This window comes from Acidovorax sp. GW835-FHT14G06, assembly GCF_058793595.1.
This window is the reverse complement of record NZ_JBXAGA010000010.1, coordinates 39,494-57,099: the sequence shown is the minus strand read 5'-3', so window position 1 is coordinate 57,099 and position 17,606 is coordinate 39,494. Positions and strand designations below refer to the sequence as shown.

The 17,606-nt window shown below is 63.3% G+C and carries 21 protein-coding genes; 8 read left to right on the top strand and 13 right to left on the bottom strand.

Annotated features, from left to right (window positions below; translation table 11 throughout):
• Nucleotides 1-26 precede the first annotated feature (26 nt).
• Together AC1Q64_RS18185 and AC1Q64_RS18180 are read right to left on the bottom strand one after the other, a co-directional pair.
• Nucleotides 27-677, bottom strand: coding sequence for a 3-oxoacid CoA-transferase subunit B (locus AC1Q64_RS18185; protein ID WP_056066067.1), 651 nt, complete (start codon nt 675-677; stop codon nt 27-29).
• Between the two features lie 29 nt (nt 678-706).
• On the bottom strand, nt 707-1,408 hold the full coding sequence (locus AC1Q64_RS18180) for a 3-oxoacid CoA-transferase subunit A (protein WP_492252302.1): 702 nt from the start codon (nt 1,406-1,408) through the stop codon (nt 707-709).
• Nucleotides 1,409-1,503: 95 nt separating this feature from the next.
• On the opposite strand from AC1Q64_RS18180, the gene AC1Q64_RS18175 reads away from it, so the two are divergent.
• On the top strand, nt 1,504-2,304 hold the full coding sequence (locus tag AC1Q64_RS18175; protein WP_492252301.1) for an IclR family transcriptional regulator domain-containing protein: 801 nt from the start codon (nt 1,504-1,506) through the stop codon (nt 2,302-2,304).
• A 139-nt stretch (nt 2,305-2,443) separates the two neighbouring features.
• Here AC1Q64_RS18175 and AC1Q64_RS18170 read toward each other — a convergent pair whose 3' ends face one another.
• Nucleotides 2,444-2,665, bottom strand: coding sequence for a hypothetical protein (locus AC1Q64_RS18170; protein WP_199170782.1), 222 nt, complete (start codon nt 2,663-2,665; stop codon nt 2,444-2,446).
• Between the two features lie 208 nt (nt 2,666-2,873).
• On the opposite strand from AC1Q64_RS18170, the gene AC1Q64_RS18165 reads away from it, so the two are divergent.
• Nucleotides 2,874-3,308: a DUF1841 family protein gene (locus AC1Q64_RS18165; protein ID WP_010459392.1), complete on the top strand. Its 435-nt coding sequence runs from the start codon at nt 2,874-2,876 to the stop codon at nt 3,306-3,308.
• 106 nt (nt 3,309-3,414) lie between these two features.
• Here AC1Q64_RS18165 and AC1Q64_RS18160 read toward each other — a convergent pair whose 3' ends face one another.
• The 8 genes from AC1Q64_RS18160 to AC1Q64_RS18125 all read right to left on the bottom strand — a co-directional run bounded on the left by AC1Q64_RS18160 (nt 3,415) and on the right by AC1Q64_RS18125 (nt 10,817).
• Complete coding sequence (locus AC1Q64_RS18160) at nt 3,415-4,290, bottom strand: isocitrate lyase/PEP mutase family protein (RefSeq protein WP_056746831.1); 876 nt, start codon at nt 4,288-4,290, stop codon at nt 3,415-3,417.
• An 11-nt stretch (nt 4,291-4,301) separates the two neighbouring features.
• Nucleotides 4,302-5,510 carry an ABC transporter substrate-binding protein gene (locus AC1Q64_RS18155; protein ID WP_492252300.1) on the bottom strand — a complete coding sequence of 403 codons (1,209 nt, stop codon included), beginning with the start codon at nt 5,508-5,510 and terminating at the stop codon, nt 4,302-4,304.
• Nucleotides 5,511-5,579: 69 nt separating this feature from the next.
• Nucleotides 5,580-6,320 (bottom strand): ABC transporter ATP-binding protein, encoded by a 741-nt coding sequence (locus AC1Q64_RS18150; protein ID WP_492252299.1) that lies wholly within the window; start codon nt 6,318-6,320, stop codon nt 5,580-5,582.
• Complete coding sequence (locus AC1Q64_RS18145) at nt 6,304-7,161, bottom strand: ABC transporter ATP-binding protein (protein ID WP_492252298.1); 858 nt, start codon at nt 7,159-7,161, stop codon at nt 6,304-6,306. Before AC1Q64_RS18145 ends, AC1Q64_RS18150 begins: the two co-directional genes overlap by 17 nt.
• Nucleotides 7,158-8,129 carry a branched-chain amino acid ABC transporter permease gene (locus AC1Q64_RS18140; protein WP_492252297.1) on the bottom strand — a complete coding sequence of 324 codons (972 nt, stop codon included), beginning with the start codon at nt 8,127-8,129 and terminating at the stop codon, nt 7,158-7,160. The genes AC1Q64_RS18145 and AC1Q64_RS18140 overlap by 4 nt, the downstream gene beginning before the upstream one ends.
• 9 nt (nt 8,130-8,138) lie before the next feature.
• Nucleotides 8,139-9,002 carry a branched-chain amino acid ABC transporter permease gene (locus AC1Q64_RS18135; protein WP_492252296.1) on the bottom strand — a complete coding sequence of 288 codons (864 nt, stop codon included), beginning with the start codon at nt 9,000-9,002 and terminating at the stop codon, nt 8,139-8,141.
• Between the two features lie 16 nt (nt 9,003-9,018).
• The gene (locus AC1Q64_RS18130; protein WP_492252295.1) at nt 9,019-9,552 is read right to left on the bottom strand and encodes a 3-isopropylmalate dehydratase small subunit; all 534 of its coding nucleotides are present in this window, start codon (nt 9,550-9,552) and stop codon (nt 9,019-9,021) included.
• Nucleotides 9,549-10,817: a 3-isopropylmalate dehydratase large subunit gene (locus tag AC1Q64_RS18125; RefSeq protein ID WP_492252294.1), complete on the bottom strand. Its 1,269-nt coding sequence runs from the start codon at nt 10,815-10,817 to the stop codon at nt 9,549-9,551. The genes AC1Q64_RS18130 and AC1Q64_RS18125 overlap by 4 nt, the downstream gene beginning before the upstream one ends.
• Nucleotides 10,818-10,963: 146 nt before the next feature.
• Between AC1Q64_RS18125 and AC1Q64_RS18120 the strand changes: the two genes are divergently transcribed.
• On the top strand, nt 10,964-11,797 hold the full coding sequence (locus tag AC1Q64_RS18120) for an IclR family transcriptional regulator (protein WP_492252293.1): 834 nt from the start codon (nt 10,964-10,966) through the stop codon (nt 11,795-11,797).
• A gap of 3 nt (nt 11,798-11,800) precedes the next feature.
• Here AC1Q64_RS18120 and AC1Q64_RS18115 read toward each other — a convergent pair whose 3' ends face one another.
• Entirely contained in the window at nt 11,801-13,063 is a 1,263-nt protein-coding gene (locus AC1Q64_RS18115; RefSeq protein ID WP_492252292.1) for a putative Na+/H+ antiporter, read from the bottom strand.
• Nucleotides 13,064-13,274: 211 nt separating this feature from the next.
• Between AC1Q64_RS18115 and AC1Q64_RS18110 the strand changes: the two genes are divergently transcribed.
• Nucleotides 13,275-13,757: a DUF3429 domain-containing protein gene (locus AC1Q64_RS18110; RefSeq protein WP_291433758.1), complete on the top strand. Its 483-nt coding sequence runs from the start codon at nt 13,275-13,277 to the stop codon at nt 13,755-13,757.
• Nucleotides 13,758-13,819: 62 nt separating this feature from the next.
• Here AC1Q64_RS18110 and AC1Q64_RS18105 read toward each other — a convergent pair whose 3' ends face one another.
• On the bottom strand, nt 13,820-14,482 hold the full coding sequence (locus AC1Q64_RS18105) for a c-type cytochrome (protein WP_291433756.1): 663 nt from the start codon (nt 14,480-14,482) through the stop codon (nt 13,820-13,822).
• 106 nt (nt 14,483-14,588) lie between these two features.
• Here AC1Q64_RS18105 and AC1Q64_RS18100 point away from each other — a divergent pair, with 106 nt between their 5' ends.
• Genes AC1Q64_RS18100 through AC1Q64_RS18085 form a run of 4 tightly spaced genes read left to right on the top strand, consistent with a single transcriptional unit; the run spans nt 14,589 to nt 17,518 of the window.
• Entirely contained in the window at nt 14,589-15,443 is an 855-nt protein-coding gene (locus AC1Q64_RS18100; protein WP_055401588.1) for an AAA family ATPase, read from the top strand.
• Entirely contained in the window at nt 15,444-15,689 is a 246-nt protein-coding gene (locus tag AC1Q64_RS18095; RefSeq protein ID WP_492252291.1) for a hypothetical protein, read from the top strand.
• A gap of 20 nt (nt 15,690-15,709) precedes the next feature.
• On the top strand, nt 15,710-16,306 hold the full coding sequence (locus AC1Q64_RS18090) for a GNAT family N-acetyltransferase (protein WP_492252290.1): 597 nt from the start codon (nt 15,710-15,712) through the stop codon (nt 16,304-16,306).
• Between the two features lie 24 nt (nt 16,307-16,330).
• Nucleotides 16,331-17,518: a vWA domain-containing protein gene (locus AC1Q64_RS18085; RefSeq protein WP_492252289.1), complete on the top strand. Its 1,188-nt coding sequence runs from the start codon at nt 16,331-16,333 to the stop codon at nt 17,516-17,518.
• The last annotated feature ends 88 nt before the right edge of the window (nt 17,519-17,606 follow it).

The following is a 17,606-nucleotide window of genomic DNA, read 5'->3' as shown; positions in this document are numbered from 1 at the left end:
CCTCGTTGCTTGGGGGGTGGATTCGTTCAGGCGGCAGGGCGGATGGGCAGGCCCACCAGTTGCTCCAGCTCAGCGTGCGACAGGCCGGGCACGGTGTCGATAAGCTGCAGCCCGGTGGGCGTGCAGGCCAGTGTGCACAGATCGGTGTAGATGCGCTTCACGCAGGCGACACCGGTGAGCGGGTAGGTGCACTGCGTCACGATCTTGCTGGCGCCCTGCTTGGTCAGCAGGTCCATCATCACCCAGGTCTGCTTGGCGCCGATGGCCAGGTCCATTGCGCCGCCCACGGCGGGGATGGCGCCGGGCTCGCCCGTGCTCCAGTTGGCCAGGTCGCCCGTGGCGCTGACCTGGAAGGCACCCAGCACGCAGATGTCGAGGTGTCCGCCGCGCATCATCGCGAAGCTGTCGGCGTGGTGGAAGTACGCGCCGCCGGGCAGCAGCGTGACGGGCTGCTTGCCGGCGTTGATGAGGTCATAGTCCTCCAGCCCCGCAGCGGGCGCCGGGCCCATGCCCAGGATGCCGTTTTCGCTTTGCAGGATGACTTCGCGGCCTGCCGGGATGTGGTTGGCGACCAGGGTCGGCTGGCCGATGCCCAGGTTGACGTAGGCGCCGTCGTGGATGTCTTGCGCCACGCGTTTCGCCAGCTCGTCTTTACTACGCTTTTGATAGCTGCTCATGCTTATTCTTTCTGCGCTTGGTGGCGATATCACGCGGATTTCTTGAATCCGCCCGCCTGCGTGGCCGTGCGGTCGATCTTCACCACATGCGTCACATAGATGCCCGGGGTGATGATGGCCTCGGGGTCCAGCGCCCCCAGTTCCACCACCTCATGCACCGTGGCAACCGTGGTCTTGGCAGCAGTGGCCATCACGGGGCCAAAGTTGCGCGCCGACATACGGTAGGTGAGGTTGCCCCAGCGGTCGCCCTTCTCGGCCTTGACCAGGGCCACATCGCCGTGGATGGGGTGTTCGAGCACGTAGTGTTTGCCGTTGATCTCGCGCGTTTCCTTGCCTGCAGCCAATTCGGTGCCATAGGCCGTGGGACAGAAAAAGGCGCCGATGCCCGCGCCCGCAGCACGCAGGCGCTCGGCCAGATTGCCCTGGGGCACCAGTTCCAGCTCCAGCTTGCCGCTGCGGTACAGGTCATCGAACACATAGCTGTCCACCTGGCGCGGAAAGCTGCAGATGATCTTGCGCACCTGCCCGGCCTTGAGCAGCGCGGCCAGGCCCTGGTCCGCATTGCCTGCGTTGTTGTTGACCACCGTGAGGTCCCGCGCACCGTGGGCGATGAGGCCATCGATCAGCTCGCCCGGAATGCCGGCCGTGCCGAACCCGCCTATCAACACCGTGGCACCATCCTTTACCCCCGCAAGGGCCTGGGCCACCGAGTCCGCCAGTTTGTTGATCATTGCAACGCTTTCTTGGTTTGCTTGTTTGTTGTCTCTCTGAAATTTGTTCGCATATAGAACAAATGTTCGCTTAAAGAATTATAGTTGGCATACATATGAATTCACAAACCCCTGAAGCCAAAGACCCCAAACCGAGCGACAGCTATGTGCAGTCGTTCGCGCGCGGGCTGGAGGTGATCCGCTCATTCAGCGCGGCCACACCGCAGCAGACCTTGAGTGAAGTCGCCGCGCAGACAGGTCTCACGCGCGCCGGTGCGCGCCGCATCCTGCTCACGCTGCAGACGCTGGGTTATGTGGAGACGGACGGCAAGCTGTTTCGCCTGAGCCCGCGCATCCTGGACCTGGGGTTTGCGTACCTGTCTTCGCTGCCCATCTGGAACCTGGCCGAGCCGGTGATGGAAGACCTGGTGGAAGAGGTGCGCGAGTCGTCATCGGCCGCCGTGCTCGACGGCCTGGACATCGTCTATGTGCTGCGCGTGCCCACGCACAAGATCATGCGCACCACGCTGGGCGTGGGCTCGCGCCTGCCCGCGTGCTGGACGTCCATGGGCCGCATGCTGCTGGCCGGGTTGCCGGACCACGAACTGCAGGCCCGGCTGCAAGGCCACCCCATGCAGCGTTTTACCGAACACACCACCACCGATGTGGATTCACTGCTGGCCCACATCCGCCAGGCGCGGCAGCAGGGCTGGTGCCTGGTGAATCAGGAACTGGAAGAGGGTTTGATATCGATTGCTGCGCCGCTGACCAACCGCACGGGGCAGACGGTGGCGGCGCTCAACATCAGCGGTCAGGCCAATCGCACGAGTGCGGCGGTGATGCAGGAGAGCCTGCTGCCCGCACTGCTGAGTGCGGCCCGGACCATCTCGCGCATGATGGGAGCGCCGAGGGGGTGACAGATAACGGCTATCGGCAACCGGCACCAGGGATCACCCACCGCAACGAGCGGCCGGTGCTAAAGCTCCGATTTCCGTCTTACGTGGATAGGGCGAGAACCGGAGCCGCAACACCCGTCACTCGCCACGGTGGATGAAATCAGTTCTTGCGAAAGCCGAGCACCAGCACCACGCCGCCGAGAACCATCGCGCCCAGGCTCAACCATTGGGGGATATTCACGGATTCCTTTTCTTTCACGGTCAACTCCAGCGGACCGATCTTGGCCTGGGTGGTGTCCTTGGTAAAGCTGAACCCCCCGGTCAGAAACCCGGCAAGGCCCACCACCAACAACAGCACACCAACGATTCGCATTGCATTCATGACACTTCTCCCGATGCCGGGTTTGGAGGACTGCAGCAAAGTGGACCCGGCTCCCGACCCTTGCGCCAGCCCAATGTAGGTGCGCCGGCGCACAGCCCGCGTAGGACGCCGCCCCGGCGCGATGTAGCGGCCGGGCGCAATCCGCATCACCCTCGCCCGCCTCCCCTCTGACGCCAAGCCCTTGCCCTGCGTGCTACCCTCACGCCCCATGTTCAGCCCCTCCCAAGCCGATGTGCGCCGCTTTCTGTGCGGCGTGCACGCCAAGACCCAGAGCGGCGCCCCAATGGAAGCCATCGAGACGCTGGCCAGCCTGTGGATCGCCGAGCACCCCGAGTACCACGCCGACCTGTCCGACGCCGATGCGGCCGTGGCCCGCAACTACGACGAAACACCGGGGCAGACCAATCCCTTCCTGCACCTGTCGATGCACCTGTCCATCAGCGAGCAATGCAGCATCGACCAGCCCCGTGGCATACGCCAGGCGGTGGAGCTGCTGACGGCGCGGCTCGACTCGCTGCACGACGCCCACCACGCTGCCATGGACTGCCTGGGCGAGATGCTATGGGAGAGCCAGCGCGCAGGCCGCCCGCCTGATGGCGACGCCTACATCGCCTGCGTGCAGCGGCGCGCGACGCGCGACTGAAGGTACAGCCCAGCGCCCGAAAGTCAGTCCAGGCAACAAAAAAGGCCAGCACCCGTCGAGGGCACTGGCCTGCATCAACACCACGGCCCTTTCGGGCGTGTGGCGATCAACCCGCCTCGTAGTGCGCCTGGCGCTCTTCCATCGCCTTCCAGCCGATCACTTCCTTGAAGTCGGCCATGCTGGTCTGTCCGCAGGGCAAGCCGTCCACATCGCCCGTGCGGCGGGCCGACAGCGTGGCCAGGTTCTTCTGCAAGGCGTGCACCGTGCTCATCAGCGTGACCACCGGATAAGTCGCAAAAGCCGCCACCTCTTCGATCTGCGACCGCGTGAGACGCGACATCCACAGCCCTTGCATGAGCTGCAGCGACAGGCGGCGGCCCGAGGCATTGCGCAAGCGCACCAGGTCTTCATAGCCCTTGAACGTGCGCGAGATAGGCTGGATCAGGTCCGCCCCCGCCTCTGCAAAGCGCACGGCGCGCTCGATGGCCTCCTCGGGGTCGGCCACATCGGTGCGTGCGACGATGAGGAAGTCCGGGTCCTGGCGGGCATCCACCGCCGCCTTGATGCGCGCCACGGCATCGGGGATGGACACCACAGGCGTCACCGCCGCCGCCGCCGGGCAGCGCTTGGGACTGATCTGGTCTTCGATCGAGATCGCGGCCACGCCCGCCTTCTCGAACTCGCGCACGGTGCGGGCCACGTTGATGACATTGCCGTAGCCGGTGTCGGCATCGGCAAACACAGGCTTTTTCACCACGTTGACGATGTGGTGCACCACCCCCACGTTTTCGCTGAGTGTGTAGACCTCCATGTCTGGCTGGCCCAGCAGCGATGCCGAGATGCCAAACCCCGTGGTGAAGATGCCGTCAAAGTCCGACTGGTCCACCAGCAGGGCCGAGAGGGCGTCCTGCGCACCGGCCATCCAGAAGGTAGGGCCCGACTGGATGCGCGCACGCAGCTGTTGTCGCAAGCTTGTTGTCATGGCGGGTGTCCTCAACGTTTCACGGGGTCGATGTAGCTGCCCATGGACACGAACTTCTGGTCCTTGAGCTCCATCAGCGCCACACCCGTCTGGCCGCGCCGCGCATAGCCACCAGCACTGACGGGCTGGAAGGTGATCTTGGGGCCGATCTTCTGGTCAAAGTCCTTCATGCCATCCAGCTCGGCCACCACCTTGGCGCGGCTCGGTTCGGCGCCGGTGCGCTTCAAGGCCTCGACCGTCACAGCGGCCGACGAATAGCCCATGAGCGCCATCGAGGTGGGAGCCGACTTGGGATACAGCTTGGTGTAGCGCTGGAAGAACGACTGGATGGCTGGGTTGTTGCCATCCACCGCGTCGTAGTACGAGGCCACATACAGCTTGGACTGCGTCTTGCCCAGCAGCTCGATGAACTTGGGGTCGTTGAGCCCCCCCGCACCAAACACCGTGGGCTTCCAGCCCAGCTTTTCGGCACCGCGGAAGAACTGCACCGCCTCCTGGCCCAGCGCGTAGACGATGACCACGTCCGGCTCAGCCTGCTTGAGTTTGAAGACCTGCGAGGTCAGGTCGGTCGCGAAGCGTTCAAAGGTCTGCGCCTCCACCAGCTTCATGCCGTGCTTTTCCATGCGCTGCACGGCAATGTCGTAGGCCGGTTTGCCCCAGCCGTCGTTCTGGTAGAGCATTGCGATCTTCTTGGCCTTGAGCACCTCCACCGCGTGGTCGATGTAGGCCGCCGTCTCGGTGGACTGGGGCGACGGCAGCACGTACAGCAGGTCGCGTGGCGGGTTGGAGGTCAGGTCGGAAATGCTCAGCGCGCCAATGGTGGGCACCTTCTTGGTGGAGCTGTATTCGTAGGCGCTGATGTTGGTGGCATGACCGATGTTGCCCACCATGGCAAACACCTTGTCGCGCTCGACCAGGAGCTTGGCGTTGGCCACCGACTTGGCGGGCTTGAGTTCGTCGTCATAGGTGATGAGCTTGATCTTGCGGCCATTGACGCCGCCCTGCTCGTTGACCATGTCGAAGTAGGTGCGCATGCCTTCGTCCACGGCCTTGCCCATGTAGGCCAGCGTGCCGGACAACGGCTGTGATGAGCCCAGCACGATCTCCTGGGTCAGCACGCCCTCTTCCTTGTTTTCGAAAGCATGCGCGCCCAGGGTGGCGGTCATCAGACTGGCAGCTGCTACGGCCAGCAGAGTGCGGCGGGGGGTGAGGTGGGTCATGGTTTGTCTCCTGTGTTTATCGGTGGGAAGGGAACATGGGGGAAGGAACTTGCAAAGCCGAGCCTGCGGTCAGCCGCCCAGGTAGGCACGGCGGATGTCTTCGTTGCCTGCGAGCTCGGCGGCCGGGCCTTGCATCACGACACGGCCGGTCTCGATGACATAACCTTCATCGGAGATGTCGAGCGCGATGTCTGCGTCCTGCTCCACGATCAGCAGCGTGAGGTTTTCGCGGTCGCGGATGTCGCGCAGCGTCTCGAATATCGCGTCTTTCAGGATGGGTGCCACGCCCATGGAGGGCTCATCCAGCATCAGCAGGCGCGGCTTGGCCAGCAGGCCCCGGGCAATGGCCAGCATCTGCTGCTCGCCGCCTGACAGGGTTCCGGCGCGGGATGTGATGCGTTCCTTGAGCCGGGGGAAATAACCCAGCACCCGGTCGATGTCGTCGCGCACCTCGGCTGCTGGGCGGGTGTATCCACCCAGCACCAGGTTGTCGCGCACCGTGAGTTGCGAAAACACCATGCGGCCTTGCGGCACATGGGCAATGCCTCGCCGCACCAGCGCTTCGGCGGGCACGTTGGCAATGGACTGGCCGTCAAAAACGGCTTGCCCGTCACTGACGGGCAGCAGCCCCGAGAGTGCACGCATCAGCGTGGTCTTGCCCGCGCCGTTGGCGCCCAGCACACACACGATGCGGGCCTGCGGTACGCGCAGGCTCACGCCGTGCAGCGCGCGGATCTTGCCGTAGCCCGCGCTCAGGTTGTCCACGCTCAGCAGTGCGGGCGCACTGGATGGTTCAACGCCGTTTGCCACTCTTGCCTCCTCCGAGATACGCCTCAACCACGGCGGGATGGTTTTCGATCTCCCTGGGGGAGCCCTGCGCCAGGAAGGCGCCGTTGTGCATCACGGTGATCGTGTCCGAGATGGACATCACCAGCGGCATGCTGTGCTCGATAAGCAGCAGGGTCGCTTGCGTGCTGGCCTGCAGCCGCTTGAGTGTTTCGCCCAGGGCATCGATCTCACGGTTGTTCATGCCCGCTGCGGGCTCGTCCAGCAGCATCAGGCGTGGCTCCAGCGCCATGGCACGGGCCAGCTCCACCAGCTTCTGCGTGCCATAAGGCAAGTCGCGCACCTTCGCATGGGCATGGGCTTGCAGGTTGAGCTTCTCCAGCACCGCCTCCACACGCTCACGTTCCTCGCGCTCCTCACAGCGCTGGCGTGGCAGGCCCAGCAGGGCTTCCAGCAGCGTGGCGCGCATCGCCATCGACCGTGCAATCAGCACGTTGTCAAACACGGTCAGTTCGGCAAAGAGCTCCAGGTTCTGGAAGGTGCGGGCAATGCCCAGGCGCGCCACGTGGTGCGCCTTGCAGCCCAGCAGTTCCACGTCACCCGCGGCCGTGCGATACCGCATGGAGCCTTGCTGGGGCGTGTAGAAGCGGCTGATGCAATTGAGCATCGTCGTCTTGCCAGCGCCATTGGGCCCGATCAATGCGTGCACCGTGCCGGGCATCACGTCGAAGCTCACGTCCTGCACGGCCACAATGCCTCCGAACGCCATGCGCACGCCCTGAATGCTGAGCAATGGGGCTGCCCGACCGGGTGCTGCCGACACAGTTGCCTGCAACGGCAATGTCTTGTCGTCCAAAACTCTCATCGCGCCACCCCGCTTTGCGCCGCATCTGCGCCGGGCAGGCGCTTGCGCTTGAAGAGGCTGGCCAGCCCGTCGGGCAGGAACATCAGCGCCAGGATCATGGCCACGCCGTACAGCGCGCGCTGGAACTGATCAAACCCCAGGTAGGTGAGCAACTGCGGCGCACCGATGACGAACACCGCCCCCAGCACCGAGCCCAGGATGGAGCCCAGACCGCCCACGATGACCATCGAGACGAAGCTGATCGACACCATGATGCTGAACAGCGATGGGTCGATGAAGCGCACCAGCGGTGCATACAACGCACCCGACAGGCCGGTGTAGAAGGCACAGACGCCAAACGCCACCAGCTTGAGCGCCGTGGTGTTCAGGCCCAGAGCGCGAGCAGCTGTCTCGCTGCCCTTGATGGCCAGAAAGCCACGCCCAAACCGGCTGCGCGCCAGGTTGCGCGCCACCCACAGCGCACCCGCCAGCACCACGGCGGTGAACACGTGGTACGCGCGCTCGTCCAGCGCCCAGCCGAACAACGTGGGGCCGGGCGCGCCCATGCCGTTCTCGCCGCCCGACATGTCGCCGCTGGACTTGGCGATCTCCACCGAGATCATCACGAAACCCAGTGTGGCAATCGCCAGGAACACCTCCTCCAGCCGCAGGACGGGGAGCGCCAGCAGCAAGCCCACCACGGTGGCGATGCTGGCCGCGATGAACATCGACAGCACCAGCGGCACACCAAAGTGCGTGGTGAGGATGGCCGAACCATAGGCACCGATTCCGAAGAACACGGCACCCGCCATGGAGATCAGGTTGGTATAGCCGGTGAGGATGTTGGTGCCAAAAGAGGCCAGCGTGTAGATGATGACGAGCGTGAAGATGTACAGCACGTAGCCACCTGGCACGAGCGGTGCCAGCACGAAGGCCAGCACGAAAAGCAACGGGCCGAGCCAGGGGTATGTGTCAAAGACTTTGGTCATGGCGTTCCCCTATACCTTCTTGATCTGAGCGCGCGCCAGCAGGCCATGTGGTCGCAGGACCAGGATGACCAGCATCACAATGAAAGGCACTGCATCCTTCCAGGCCGAGGACACATAAGCGCCTGTGAGGTTGGACGACACGCCGATGATCACGCCGCCCAGCAGCGCGCCCGGCATGCTGCCAATGCCGCCCAATACCGCCGCAGCGAACGCGAAGTGCAGGGCGTGCTGCATCATCGAAAAATGCACGAAAGTCAGCGGTGCAATCAACAGGCCCGCCGTGGCTGCGATCACATGCGACAGCGCCCAGGCCAGCGCATAGATGCGCTTGATCGGAATGCCCATGAGGCGCGCAGCCGTGGGGTTTTCCATCGTGGCCTGCATGGCGATGCCCAGCCGCGTGAAGCGAAAGAACGCAAACAGCAAACCTGCCAGCGTGGCGCACACGGCCACGATGCCCAGGTCGATGCCCGAGACGATCACACCGCCGATGTCGATGGGGGCAGCCGGGAAGATGCTGGGCAGCTCCTGCGTGTCCTTGCCCCATACCCAGATGGCAAGGTCGCCAAACACCAGGAACAGGCCCAGTGTGCAGATCGCAGACGACAGCAGTGCCTTGCCGATGAAGCGGCGGATGATGAACCGTTCAATCGCCATGCCCAGCGCCGCGCCAAAGAGCAGCGTGAGCGGCACCACCGCCCACAGCGGCTGGCCCAGCTTGAACAGTGTGTAGGCCACAAAGGCCGAGAGCATGGCCGCTTCGCCATGCGCGAAGTTGAGGATGCCTGTCGCCTTGAACACCATCACGATGCCCAGGGCGATCAGCCCGTAGATGGCGCCCAGGGCGACGCCGCTCACAATCATCTGCAACATGGTGTGACCCCGCCTGTCATGTCGCCGAAGCAGCAGCACGCTCGCGTGCCAGCCGGGCTTTGAGATACGGCGTGAACCCGCCCGCCTCGATGGTGGCGCGCTCGGTGGACGACCAGGGCTCGAAAGGCAGCGCCTGCCCTGTGCGCTGGTTAACCACGACGCCACGCTCCCAATCCACCTGCAGGGTGTCCCAGCGCTCTATGGCTGCGCGAATGCCTGGGCACGTAATCAGCGGAAAACCCATGCTGATCTCGCCACGAAAGAAGCCTGGCGAGAACGACTCGGCGATCACGCCGGCCACCCCCAGGTGGCGCATGGCCCGCATGGCCGGGTAGTGCGGGTGGCCGTAGCCAAAGTTCTGCCCACCCACCAGCAAATCACCTTTGGCGACGGATTTGGCAAAGTCAGGGTCGTAGCTGGTCATGGTGACCGCCGCCAGCTCATTGAGGTCGGTGATCTTGATGTTCTTGATGCCGACGATGAGGTCGATGTCGAAATCGTCTTCGGCAAAGATCCAGGCCGCGCGGCCATGCAAAGTGGGCAGTGTCATGCTGCGCTCCCTGGGGTATTGGCGAGATAGGGCCGGGGGTCAGTGATGCAGCCTTCCAGGGCCGACGCAGCCACCACAGCGGCGTTGCAGATGAAGATTTCGGAGTCGGCACTGCCCATGCGGCCGGGTGTGTTGAGCGTGCCGGTGGACACAGCGCGCTGGCCATCGGTCATGGTGGCAATGCGGCCATAGCAATAGTCACAGCTCGACGAGCTGATGAACGCGCCTGCATCCACCAGGGTGGAGATCAGGCCTTCGCTGGCGGCCTGCGACATGATGGCCTGCGAGGTGGGCACCACATGCAGCTGGAAGCCCGGCTTGATCTTGCGGCCCTTGAGCACCTGGGCGGCAATGCGTAGGTCCTCCAGGCGGCCGCTGGCGCAGCTGCCCAGGTAACCCATGTGCACTTCCAGGCCTGCGTATTCGGTCAGGTCCCGGGTATTGGCGGGGCTGGGTGGCGCCACCACGATGGGCGTCAGGTCGCTCACATCCACGGTCACCACACGGTCGTAGTGCGCATCGGCATCGGGGTAGACCGGGTCCAGGGCGATCTTGGAGCGGCCCTTGGCGTGTTCCAGCGTTTTGGCATCGGGCGCAATCAGCATCGTGGTCGCGCCCAGGAACATGGCCTGGCCGCAGATCGTCTGGCGGCCCTCGATGCTCATGGCATCGATCACGGTGCCGCACAGCTCCACCACCTTGAAGCGGCAGGACGATGGCCCCATCACCCGCACCAGGTGGTGGAAGATGTCGCGCGCCATCACACCGGGCTGCACCGTGCCGGTGACTTCGATCTTGACCGTGCCCGGCACCACGAGCGCCATGCGCTCGGAGACAAAGGTCTCCAGCACACTCTTGCGCGCTCCAATGGCCAACGTGCCGAACGCACCCAGCTGACTCACATGCCCGTCGAAATGCACCGCAAATGCACCCGGCGTGGCGTAGCCCAGCTCGGCCGACACCTGGTGGCCAATGCCCTCGCGCTCGTGCACGGGCACCCCCTGCTCCTTGCCCCAGGCGCGGGTGACCTTGTGCAGCTCTTCCTCCTTGGGGGCGGCGGCCGGGACCATGTGGTCGATGAACAGCACAAAGCGCTCGGGGCTGGGCACCTTGTCCACACCGAAGTCCTCCTTGGCCTCCTTGAAGAACACATCCGTGTAACCCGGAAAGTCATAGGCAATCACGAAATCCGGCCTCGCCAGGATCTCGTCGCCCGCCCGGACCGCAGTCACCCCTGCAACCCGGGCGAGGATCTTTTCAGTCATCGTGTAAGACATGTGGCTTCACCCAGTTATCCACTATGTGGAAGTTGAAAAATCGTTTGATTACTTATTAAAAAATCAAACGACAGCTCAATCGCCTGGGTAAACCCTAGATTGCCCACTATGTGGATACAAACTACAAAGACAACATGAACAAAAACACCACAACAGTCCCATCAGAGACAAATAAACCGCCACATAGTGGAAATTCAAAAACAGGGACTCAAAGCATCGAACGTGTCGTACAGATGCTCCGTATCGTGGCGTCTCGTGGCAAAGGTGGCATGCGCATCGGCGAGATCGCCGCCACCAGCGGCCTGCCGCAGTCCACTTGCTTTCGCATGCTTCACCGGCTGGAGGCCGAAGGCCTGGTGGACCGGGACGCCCACACACGCAAGTACTACCTGGGCCCGCTGCTGTACGAGCTGGGATTGCTCGCACGCCCCCGCTACCGGCTGTCGGAGTTGTGCGACAGCGCGCTGCAAAAGCTGGCCGAAGTCACCCAGGACACCATCTACCTGAGCGAACGCAGCGGCCTGGAGGCCGTGTGCACCCACCGCGCACTGGGCGACTACCCCATCAAATCGCTGGCGCTGGACGTGGGCATTCGCCGCCCGCTGGGCGTGGGTGCGGGCGGGCTAGCGATCCTGTGCGCATTGCCTCCGGACGAGGCCGAATCCATCATCGATGCCAACGCGCCCAAGTACGAGAAGTACGGATTCGTCACAGCCCCCTACCTGCGCGAGGCGATCAAGGTGGGACGCGAGAAGGGCTATGCGTTTCTGGACAGCGTGGTCACACCAGGTACAGCAGCCATCGGCATCGCTTTCCCGCCAGACAACCCGATCGCCGCCATCAGCGTGGCCGCGATCTCGGGGCGGCTGGAGTCGCACCGGCGCGACGAGGTGGCCCGGCTTATGCGCCCGCAGATCCGCGCCATCTGCGAGGCCATGACCAGCCAGGCCGTGTTGGCCGAGCGGTAACGACTACAACAAGCGAAACGCCAGCACCGCCACCATCGTAGGCGGCAAAGCCCCGAGCAGCAGTCCGAGCGGGTGGATGGCGTTGTCAGCAAACTTCTCTTTCAGGATCGCCGCGCCTGCCGGGTTGGGCGCATTCGCGATCACGGTCAGGCCACCGCCGGTCACCGCACCTGCCACCAAGGCCACCTTGAACTCATGGCTGAGGCCTTCGACCAAAGAACCCAGGTAAGTTAGCGCTGCGTTGTCCGTGAAGGCCGTGAGCGCCGCAGCACCAAAGAACACGGCGTTGGCATCCATCTTCATGAGCACCGGCTGCAACCACCACTGCTGCACGCCACCCAGCACCACCAGACCGGCCAGGAAGAAAGCCACGAGCAAGGCCTCGCGCAGGATCAGCGGGTTCTGGTGGCGCTGGTAGGCCGTGGTGAACCCCATGAAAAACAGGAACAGGCCCATGAAGACTGCTGGGTGGTGCGCAAACAGCACGACGAGCCCCAGGAAAACCAGATGCACCAGCATCACAGACACAGGCACGGGCACCTCGTCCGTCGTGATCTTGCGTCCCATGTGCCCCACCTGGTGGCGAAACAGCAGTGTGGCGATACCGGCGTTGACCACCACCGCGACGGCCGCCTTCCAGCCAAAGTTGGACACCATGAACCACAGGTCCCAGTTCCACTGCGCCGCCACCATGAGCACCGGCGGCGCGGCGAACGGCGTGAGGGTGCCGCCGATCGAGATGTTGACGAACAGCACACCAATGGTCGAATACTTGAGCTTGTTCGACAAAGGCTGCGAAAACAGGATGTCACGCAGCATCAGCGCCGCCAGCGTCATCGCAGCAGGCTCGGTGATGAAGGAGCCCAGCAGCGGAACGGCCGACAACACCACAAAGTACATCGCCACACCGCGCTGAAAAGGCATACACCGTGCCAACACCCGCACCGCCGAGCCAGCCATCTGAAGAATCGGCCGAGTAGCCGCAATCACCATGATCGCGAACACGAACAGCGGCTCGGTGAAATTGCGCGAGTCCAGGTAGGCGGTGGCCTCCTGCTTGCCGCTGATGGTGAACATGAACAGCATGAGCACCAGCGCCCAGAAGCCGAAGACCACCTCGACCTCGCCCAGCAAATGCCAGATGCCCGCATGCTTGGGCTGCGTGTGCGCCAGACGTTCGAAGTACTTGGTGGAGAAGGTATGGAGGATGGCCAGGCCGAACAGGACTGCACCAATCCCCTGGATCAGGGTGGGAGAGGAGTTCATGGGTCGCAAAAAAACCGCGCGGCGGCCCGACCAGCGCATGAACCTGCCGAGCAACGATGGCGCCGACACCCATCTGTGATTTTACCGTGGCACTACGGCGACCCTGTGTAGGCGCAGCGCGCGTTGCACGCAGCGCACGGCGCACACAACCATGCAGCCCACTCGGGAGTCTCGCTTTCCAGACAATGGAGGCACCCCACTTGGAGGTCCCATGCACCATCATCCAACCGCACCACCCTTGTCTTCACCGCCCCCTGCGCCGATCCCATCGCCCGTGGCTTGGCTGGGCTATGGGGGCCTGCTGCCGTTTGTGGCGCTGGCGGCTGTGGGCCTGTGGGCACCCGGCACGCCGTGGTGGAGCGCGGCGCTACTGGCCTATGGCGCGGTGATTCTGAGTTTTGTGGGAGCGCTGCACTGGGGCTTCGCCATGGCACAAAGCGGGCTGAGCGCCACAGAGCGCACGCACTGCTTTGTGTGGAGCGTAGTGCCATCGCTGATGGCCTGGCCTGCCACACTATTGCCCCCTGCAGCAGGAGCCGTGTTGCTGATAGCAGGCTTTGCAGCCCACCTGGTGCAAGACCATCGGCTGGCTGCACGCACATCGTTGCCCGCGTGGTACCTGCCACTGCGTTGGCGCCTGACGATCACGGCCTGTGTGTGCCTGGCAGTGGGCGCCATGGCTGCCAGCCGCTGACGATTCGATGGCCCAGCAAAAAGCCCGCCGAAGCGGGCTTTTTATCACCGGTGGACTGCCGCTTAGCGGAAACGCGACTGGGGCACCGTGTGCAGATCGCCGTCGATGCTGCTGATGTAGTTAGACAGCGCCTTCAGTTCAGCGTTGGTGAACTGCTTGGCCACACCGCCCATGATGGCGTTGCCACGACCCACGTTGGCGTTCTTCTCGACCTTGTAGGACTTGAGCGCCACAAACAGGTAGTCAGCGTGCTGGCCTGCGATCTTGGGGTAAGAGGGATCGATGGGCTTGGCGAAGTTGTCGCCGTGGCAAGAAACGCAGGCGCCCTTCTTCAGCAGCTCGGCCACTTGCACGCTGGGTTCACGCGAGGGCTTGGCGGGTAGCTCGGCACCGGTCTTGCCATGCTGTTCGTAGTAGGCTGACACGTCAGCGATGTCCTTCTCGGACAACGACTCGGCGATGCCGCGCATGGTGGGGTGCTTGCGCTCACCCTTCTGGTAGGCGACCAGCGCTGCCGCAATGTACTTGGCGCTCTGGCCAGAGATCATGGGCACCTTATGGATCTCAGGGAAGCTGGCTTGGTAGCCAACGATGCCGTGGCAACCAATGCACATGGCAATCTTTTGCTTGCCGGCTTCCACGTCGCCCTTGGCTTCCTGGGCGTGGGACAAGGCGGTCACGGAAGCGACAGCCAGGGCAAATAGCGTGGTCAACGTTTTGTTCATTTTGCGCGCACAATCTCGTGGAAGTTCAGCTCTGGGCTCTGATCAGCCGCCGATTATAGCCAGCGCCCTGTCAAGCCCATTCATCAACGATCCGGTGTTTTCCCCCATGAAATTCCAAGGCTCCCAGAACTACGTCGCCACCCAAGACCTGATGCTCGCCGTCAATGCCGCCATCACGCTGCAGCGGCCGCTGCTGATCAAGGGCGAGCCCGGCACGGGCAAGACGATGCTGGCCGAGGAAGTGGCCCAGGCGCTGGACATGCCGCTGTTGCAGTGGCACATCAAGTCCACCACCAAGGCCCAGCAGGGCCTGTATGAATATGACGCGGTAAGTCGCCTGCGGGACAGTCAGCTCAACGACGGTGACAGCGCCGAGCGCGTGAAGAACATCCGCAATTACATCATTCAGGGCGTGCTGTGGCAGGCCTTCACGGCCGACCGCCCCGTGGCGCTGCTGATCGACGAGATCGACAAGGCCGACATCGAATTCCCGAACGATCTGCTGCGCGAGATCGACCGCATGGAGTTCTACTGCTACGAAACACGCGAACTCATCAAGGCCAAGCACCGCCCCCTGGTGTTCATCACGTCGAACAACGAAAAGGAGCTGCCCGACGCGTTTCTGCGCCGCTGCTTCTTCCATTTCATCAAGTTCCCCGAAGCCGACACCATGCGGCAGATCATCAACGTGCACTTCCCCACGCTCAAGAGCGAGCTGCTCAGCGTGGCGATGAAGACGTTCTATGACGTGCGCAACCTGCCCGGCCTCAAGAAGAAGCCATCGACCAGCGAACTGATCGACTGGCTCAAGCTGCTGGTGGCCGAAGACATTCCGCTCACCGCCTTGCAAAGCGCCGACAACAAGGTGGCGGTGCCGCCTCTGGTGGGCGCGCTGCTCAAGAACGAACAGGACGTGAGCCTGTTCGAAAAGCTGGTGTTCATGAACCAGAGGAACCGCTGAGTGAGCGACGGCAACAACGACACCCGTCAACTGCTGGTCAACGGCGTCGCAGATGCTGTGGGCTTTGTGGGTGGCGCGCTGCTGGGCTTCTGGCTGGGCAAGCTGCTGGGGTTCGACGTCTTCGCGCCCGGCTACGGCACCGGCAGCCTGATTGGCATCGCACTGGTGGGTATCGGTGGTGGCCTGGGCCTGCATGCAGCCCGGCGCTGGCAGAACAGCCGCCGCAGCCAGCCGTCCAAGGATTGATGACTGAAGGGTAGAGACCCATGGCTTTTGTAGAACCTGTCACCCTGCGCGATCGCGGCGTCCGCCTGGAGCCGCTGGCTCTGGCACATGAAGACGGCCTGCGGGCCGCTGCCGCCGATGGCGAGCTGTGGAAGCTGCGCATCACCTCGGTGCCAGAGCCACAGGACACCCGTTCGTACATCGATGCAGCGCTCAAGATGCGCGAAGACGGCAACCGCTTTGCCTTTGCTGTGGTCGAAGATGCCACTGGCAACGTGCTGGGCTCCACCAGCTATCACGACATCGTGCCCGCAGTGAAGCGCGTGGAAATTGGCTGGACCTGGTACCGCCAAAGTGTGCAGCGCACCCACGTCAACACCACCGCCAAGCTGCTGATGATGGGCCACGCCTTCGACACGCTGGGCTGCCATGTGGTGGGCTGGCGCACCGACAACTACAACTTTGCGTCGCAACGCGCCATCGAGCGCCTGGGCGCCAAGAAGGATGGCGTGCTGCGCGGCCACGCACTGCGCCGCGACGGCACCATACGCGACACGGTGATGTACAGCATGCGTGCCGGCGAATGGCCCGAGGCCAAGGCACAGTTGCTATATCTTTTAGAGCGTCACGCGCAATAAGCACTAGCGCCAGAGGCCCAAATCATGCTCATCGACTTCTTCTACACCCTGCGCTCGGCCAAGTTGCCCGTGTCGGTCAAGGAATACCTCACCCTGCTCGAAGCCCTGCAGGCCGGTGTGGTGGGCCCCAAGTCGGATGACGCGTGGAGCCTGGACGACTTCTACAACCTCTCGCGCCTCACGCTGGTCAAGGACGAGAAGCACTACGACAAGTTCGACCGGGCCTTCGGCGCCTACTTCAAGGGTGTGGAGATGGTGGCCGACTTCACCAAGGAGATCCCGGCCGACTGGCTGCGCAAGATCCTGGAGAACGAACTCACGCCTGAGCAAAAGGCCGCCATCGAGAAGATGGGCTGGGACGAACTGATGGAGACGCTGAAAAAGCGCCTCGAAGAACAGAAAGAACGCCACGAGGGCGGCAACAAGTGGATCGGCACGGGCGGCACCAGCCCGTTTGGCCACGGCGGCTACAACCCGCAGGGCGTGCGCATTGGCGGCGCAGGCAAGAACAAGAGCGCAGTGAAGGTGTGGGAGCAGCGCGCCTACAAGGACTACGACGACCAGCAGGAGCTGGGCACGCGCAATATCAAGGTGGCGCTGCGCCGCCTGCGCAAGTTTGCACGCGAAGGGCATGAACTGGAGCTGGACCTGCCCGACACCATCCGCAGCACGGCCGCCAACGCGGGCTACCTGGACATCAAGATGGTGCCCGAGCGGCACAACAACGTGAAGGTGCTGCTGCTGATGGACGTGGGCGGCACGATGGACGAACACATCCAGCGCGTGGAAGAGCTCTTCAGTGCGGTCAAGAGCGAGTTCAAGCACCTGGAGTTCTATTACTTCCACAACTGCGTGTACGACTTCATGTGGAAAAACAACCGCCGCCGCTTTGCCGAGAAGTTCCCGACCTGGGACATCATCCGCAAGTACAACAAGGACTACAAACTGATCTTTGTGGGCGATGCGACCATGAGCCCGTACGAGATCCTGCAGCCTGGCGGCAGCGTGGAGTACAACAATGAGGAGCCGGGCGCCGAGTGGATCCAGCGGCTCACCCATGCCTTCCCAAAGTTTGCGTGGATCAACCCCGAGCCTCAGGGCGTGTGGCAGTACCGCCAGAGCATCAGCATCATCCAGCAGCTGGTGGGCAACCGCATGTACCCGCTGTCGCTCAAGGGGCTGGAAGAAACCATGCGGCTGCTGTCCAAATAGGCGTGGTACCGGGGTCAGATGCCTTGTGAGCATCTGTCCGACAGGGGGCGGTCCCGTTTCAGGGCATAGTCGGGGATGCATCGGGCGA

Excerpts from the sequence above, each read along its gene's own strand:
- AC1Q64_RS18120 (WP_492252293.1), top strand. The coding sequence starts at position 10,964 with ATGAACAAAAACACCACAACAGTCCCATCAGAGACAAATAAACCGCCA.
- AC1Q64_RS18100 (WP_055401588.1), top strand. The coding sequence starts at position 14,589 with ATGAAATTCCAAGGCTCCCAGAACTACGTCGCCACCCAAGACCTGATG.
- AC1Q64_RS18155 (WP_492252300.1), bottom strand. The coding sequence starts at position 5,510 with ATGACCCACCTCACCCCCCGCCGCACTCTGCTGGCCGTAGCAGCTGCC.
- AC1Q64_RS18140 (WP_492252297.1), bottom strand. The coding sequence starts at position 8,129 with ATGACCAAAGTCTTTGACACATACCCCTGGCTCGGCCCGTTGCTTTTC.
- AC1Q64_RS18180 (WP_492252302.1), bottom strand. The coding sequence starts at position 1,408 with ATGATCAACAAACTGGCGGACTCGGTGGCCCAGGCCCTTGCGGGGGTA.
- AC1Q64_RS18090 (WP_492252290.1), top strand. The coding sequence starts at position 15,710 with ATGGCTTTTGTAGAACCTGTCACCCTGCGCGATCGCGGCGTCCGCCTG.
- AC1Q64_RS18130 (WP_492252295.1), bottom strand. The coding sequence starts at position 9,552 with ATGACACTGCCCACTTTGCATGGCCGCGCGGCCTGGATCTTTGCCGAA.
- AC1Q64_RS18115 (WP_492252292.1), bottom strand. The coding sequence starts at position 13,063 with ATGAACTCCTCTCCCACCCTGATCCAGGGGATTGGTGCAGTCCTGTTC.
- AC1Q64_RS18170 (WP_199170782.1), bottom strand. The coding sequence starts at position 2,665 with ATGAATGCAATGCGAATCGTTGGTGTGCTGTTGTTGGTGGTGGGCCTT.
- AC1Q64_RS18160 (WP_056746831.1), bottom strand. The coding sequence starts at position 4,290 with ATGACAACAAGCTTGCGACAACAGCTGCGTGCGCGCATCCAGTCGGGC.
- AC1Q64_RS18125 (WP_492252294.1), bottom strand. The coding sequence starts at position 10,817 with ATGACTGAAAAGATCCTCGCCCGGGTTGCAGGGGTGACTGCGGTCCGG.
- AC1Q64_RS18105 (WP_291433756.1), bottom strand. The coding sequence starts at position 14,482 with ATGAACAAAACGTTGACCACGCTATTTGCCCTGGCTGTCGCTTCCGTG.
- AC1Q64_RS18085 (WP_492252289.1), top strand. The coding sequence starts at position 16,331 with ATGCTCATCGACTTCTTCTACACCCTGCGCTCGGCCAAGTTGCCCGTG.
- AC1Q64_RS18165 (WP_010459392.1), top strand. The coding sequence starts at position 2,874 with ATGTTCAGCCCCTCCCAAGCCGATGTGCGCCGCTTTCTGTGCGGCGTG.
- AC1Q64_RS18145 (WP_492252298.1), bottom strand. The coding sequence starts at position 7,161 with ATGAGAGTTTTGGACGACAAGACATTGCCGTTGCAGGCAACTGTGTCG.
- AC1Q64_RS18110 (WP_291433758.1), top strand. The coding sequence starts at position 13,275 with ATGCACCATCATCCAACCGCACCACCCTTGTCTTCACCGCCCCCTGCG.
- AC1Q64_RS18185 (WP_056066067.1), bottom strand. The coding sequence starts at position 677 with ATGAGCAGCTATCAAAAGCGTAGTAAAGACGAGCTGGCGAAACGCGTG.
- AC1Q64_RS18175 (WP_492252301.1), top strand. The coding sequence starts at position 1,504 with ATGAATTCACAAACCCCTGAAGCCAAAGACCCCAAACCGAGCGACAGC.
- AC1Q64_RS18135 (WP_492252296.1), bottom strand. The coding sequence starts at position 9,002 with ATGTTGCAGATGATTGTGAGCGGCGTCGCCCTGGGCGCCATCTACGGG.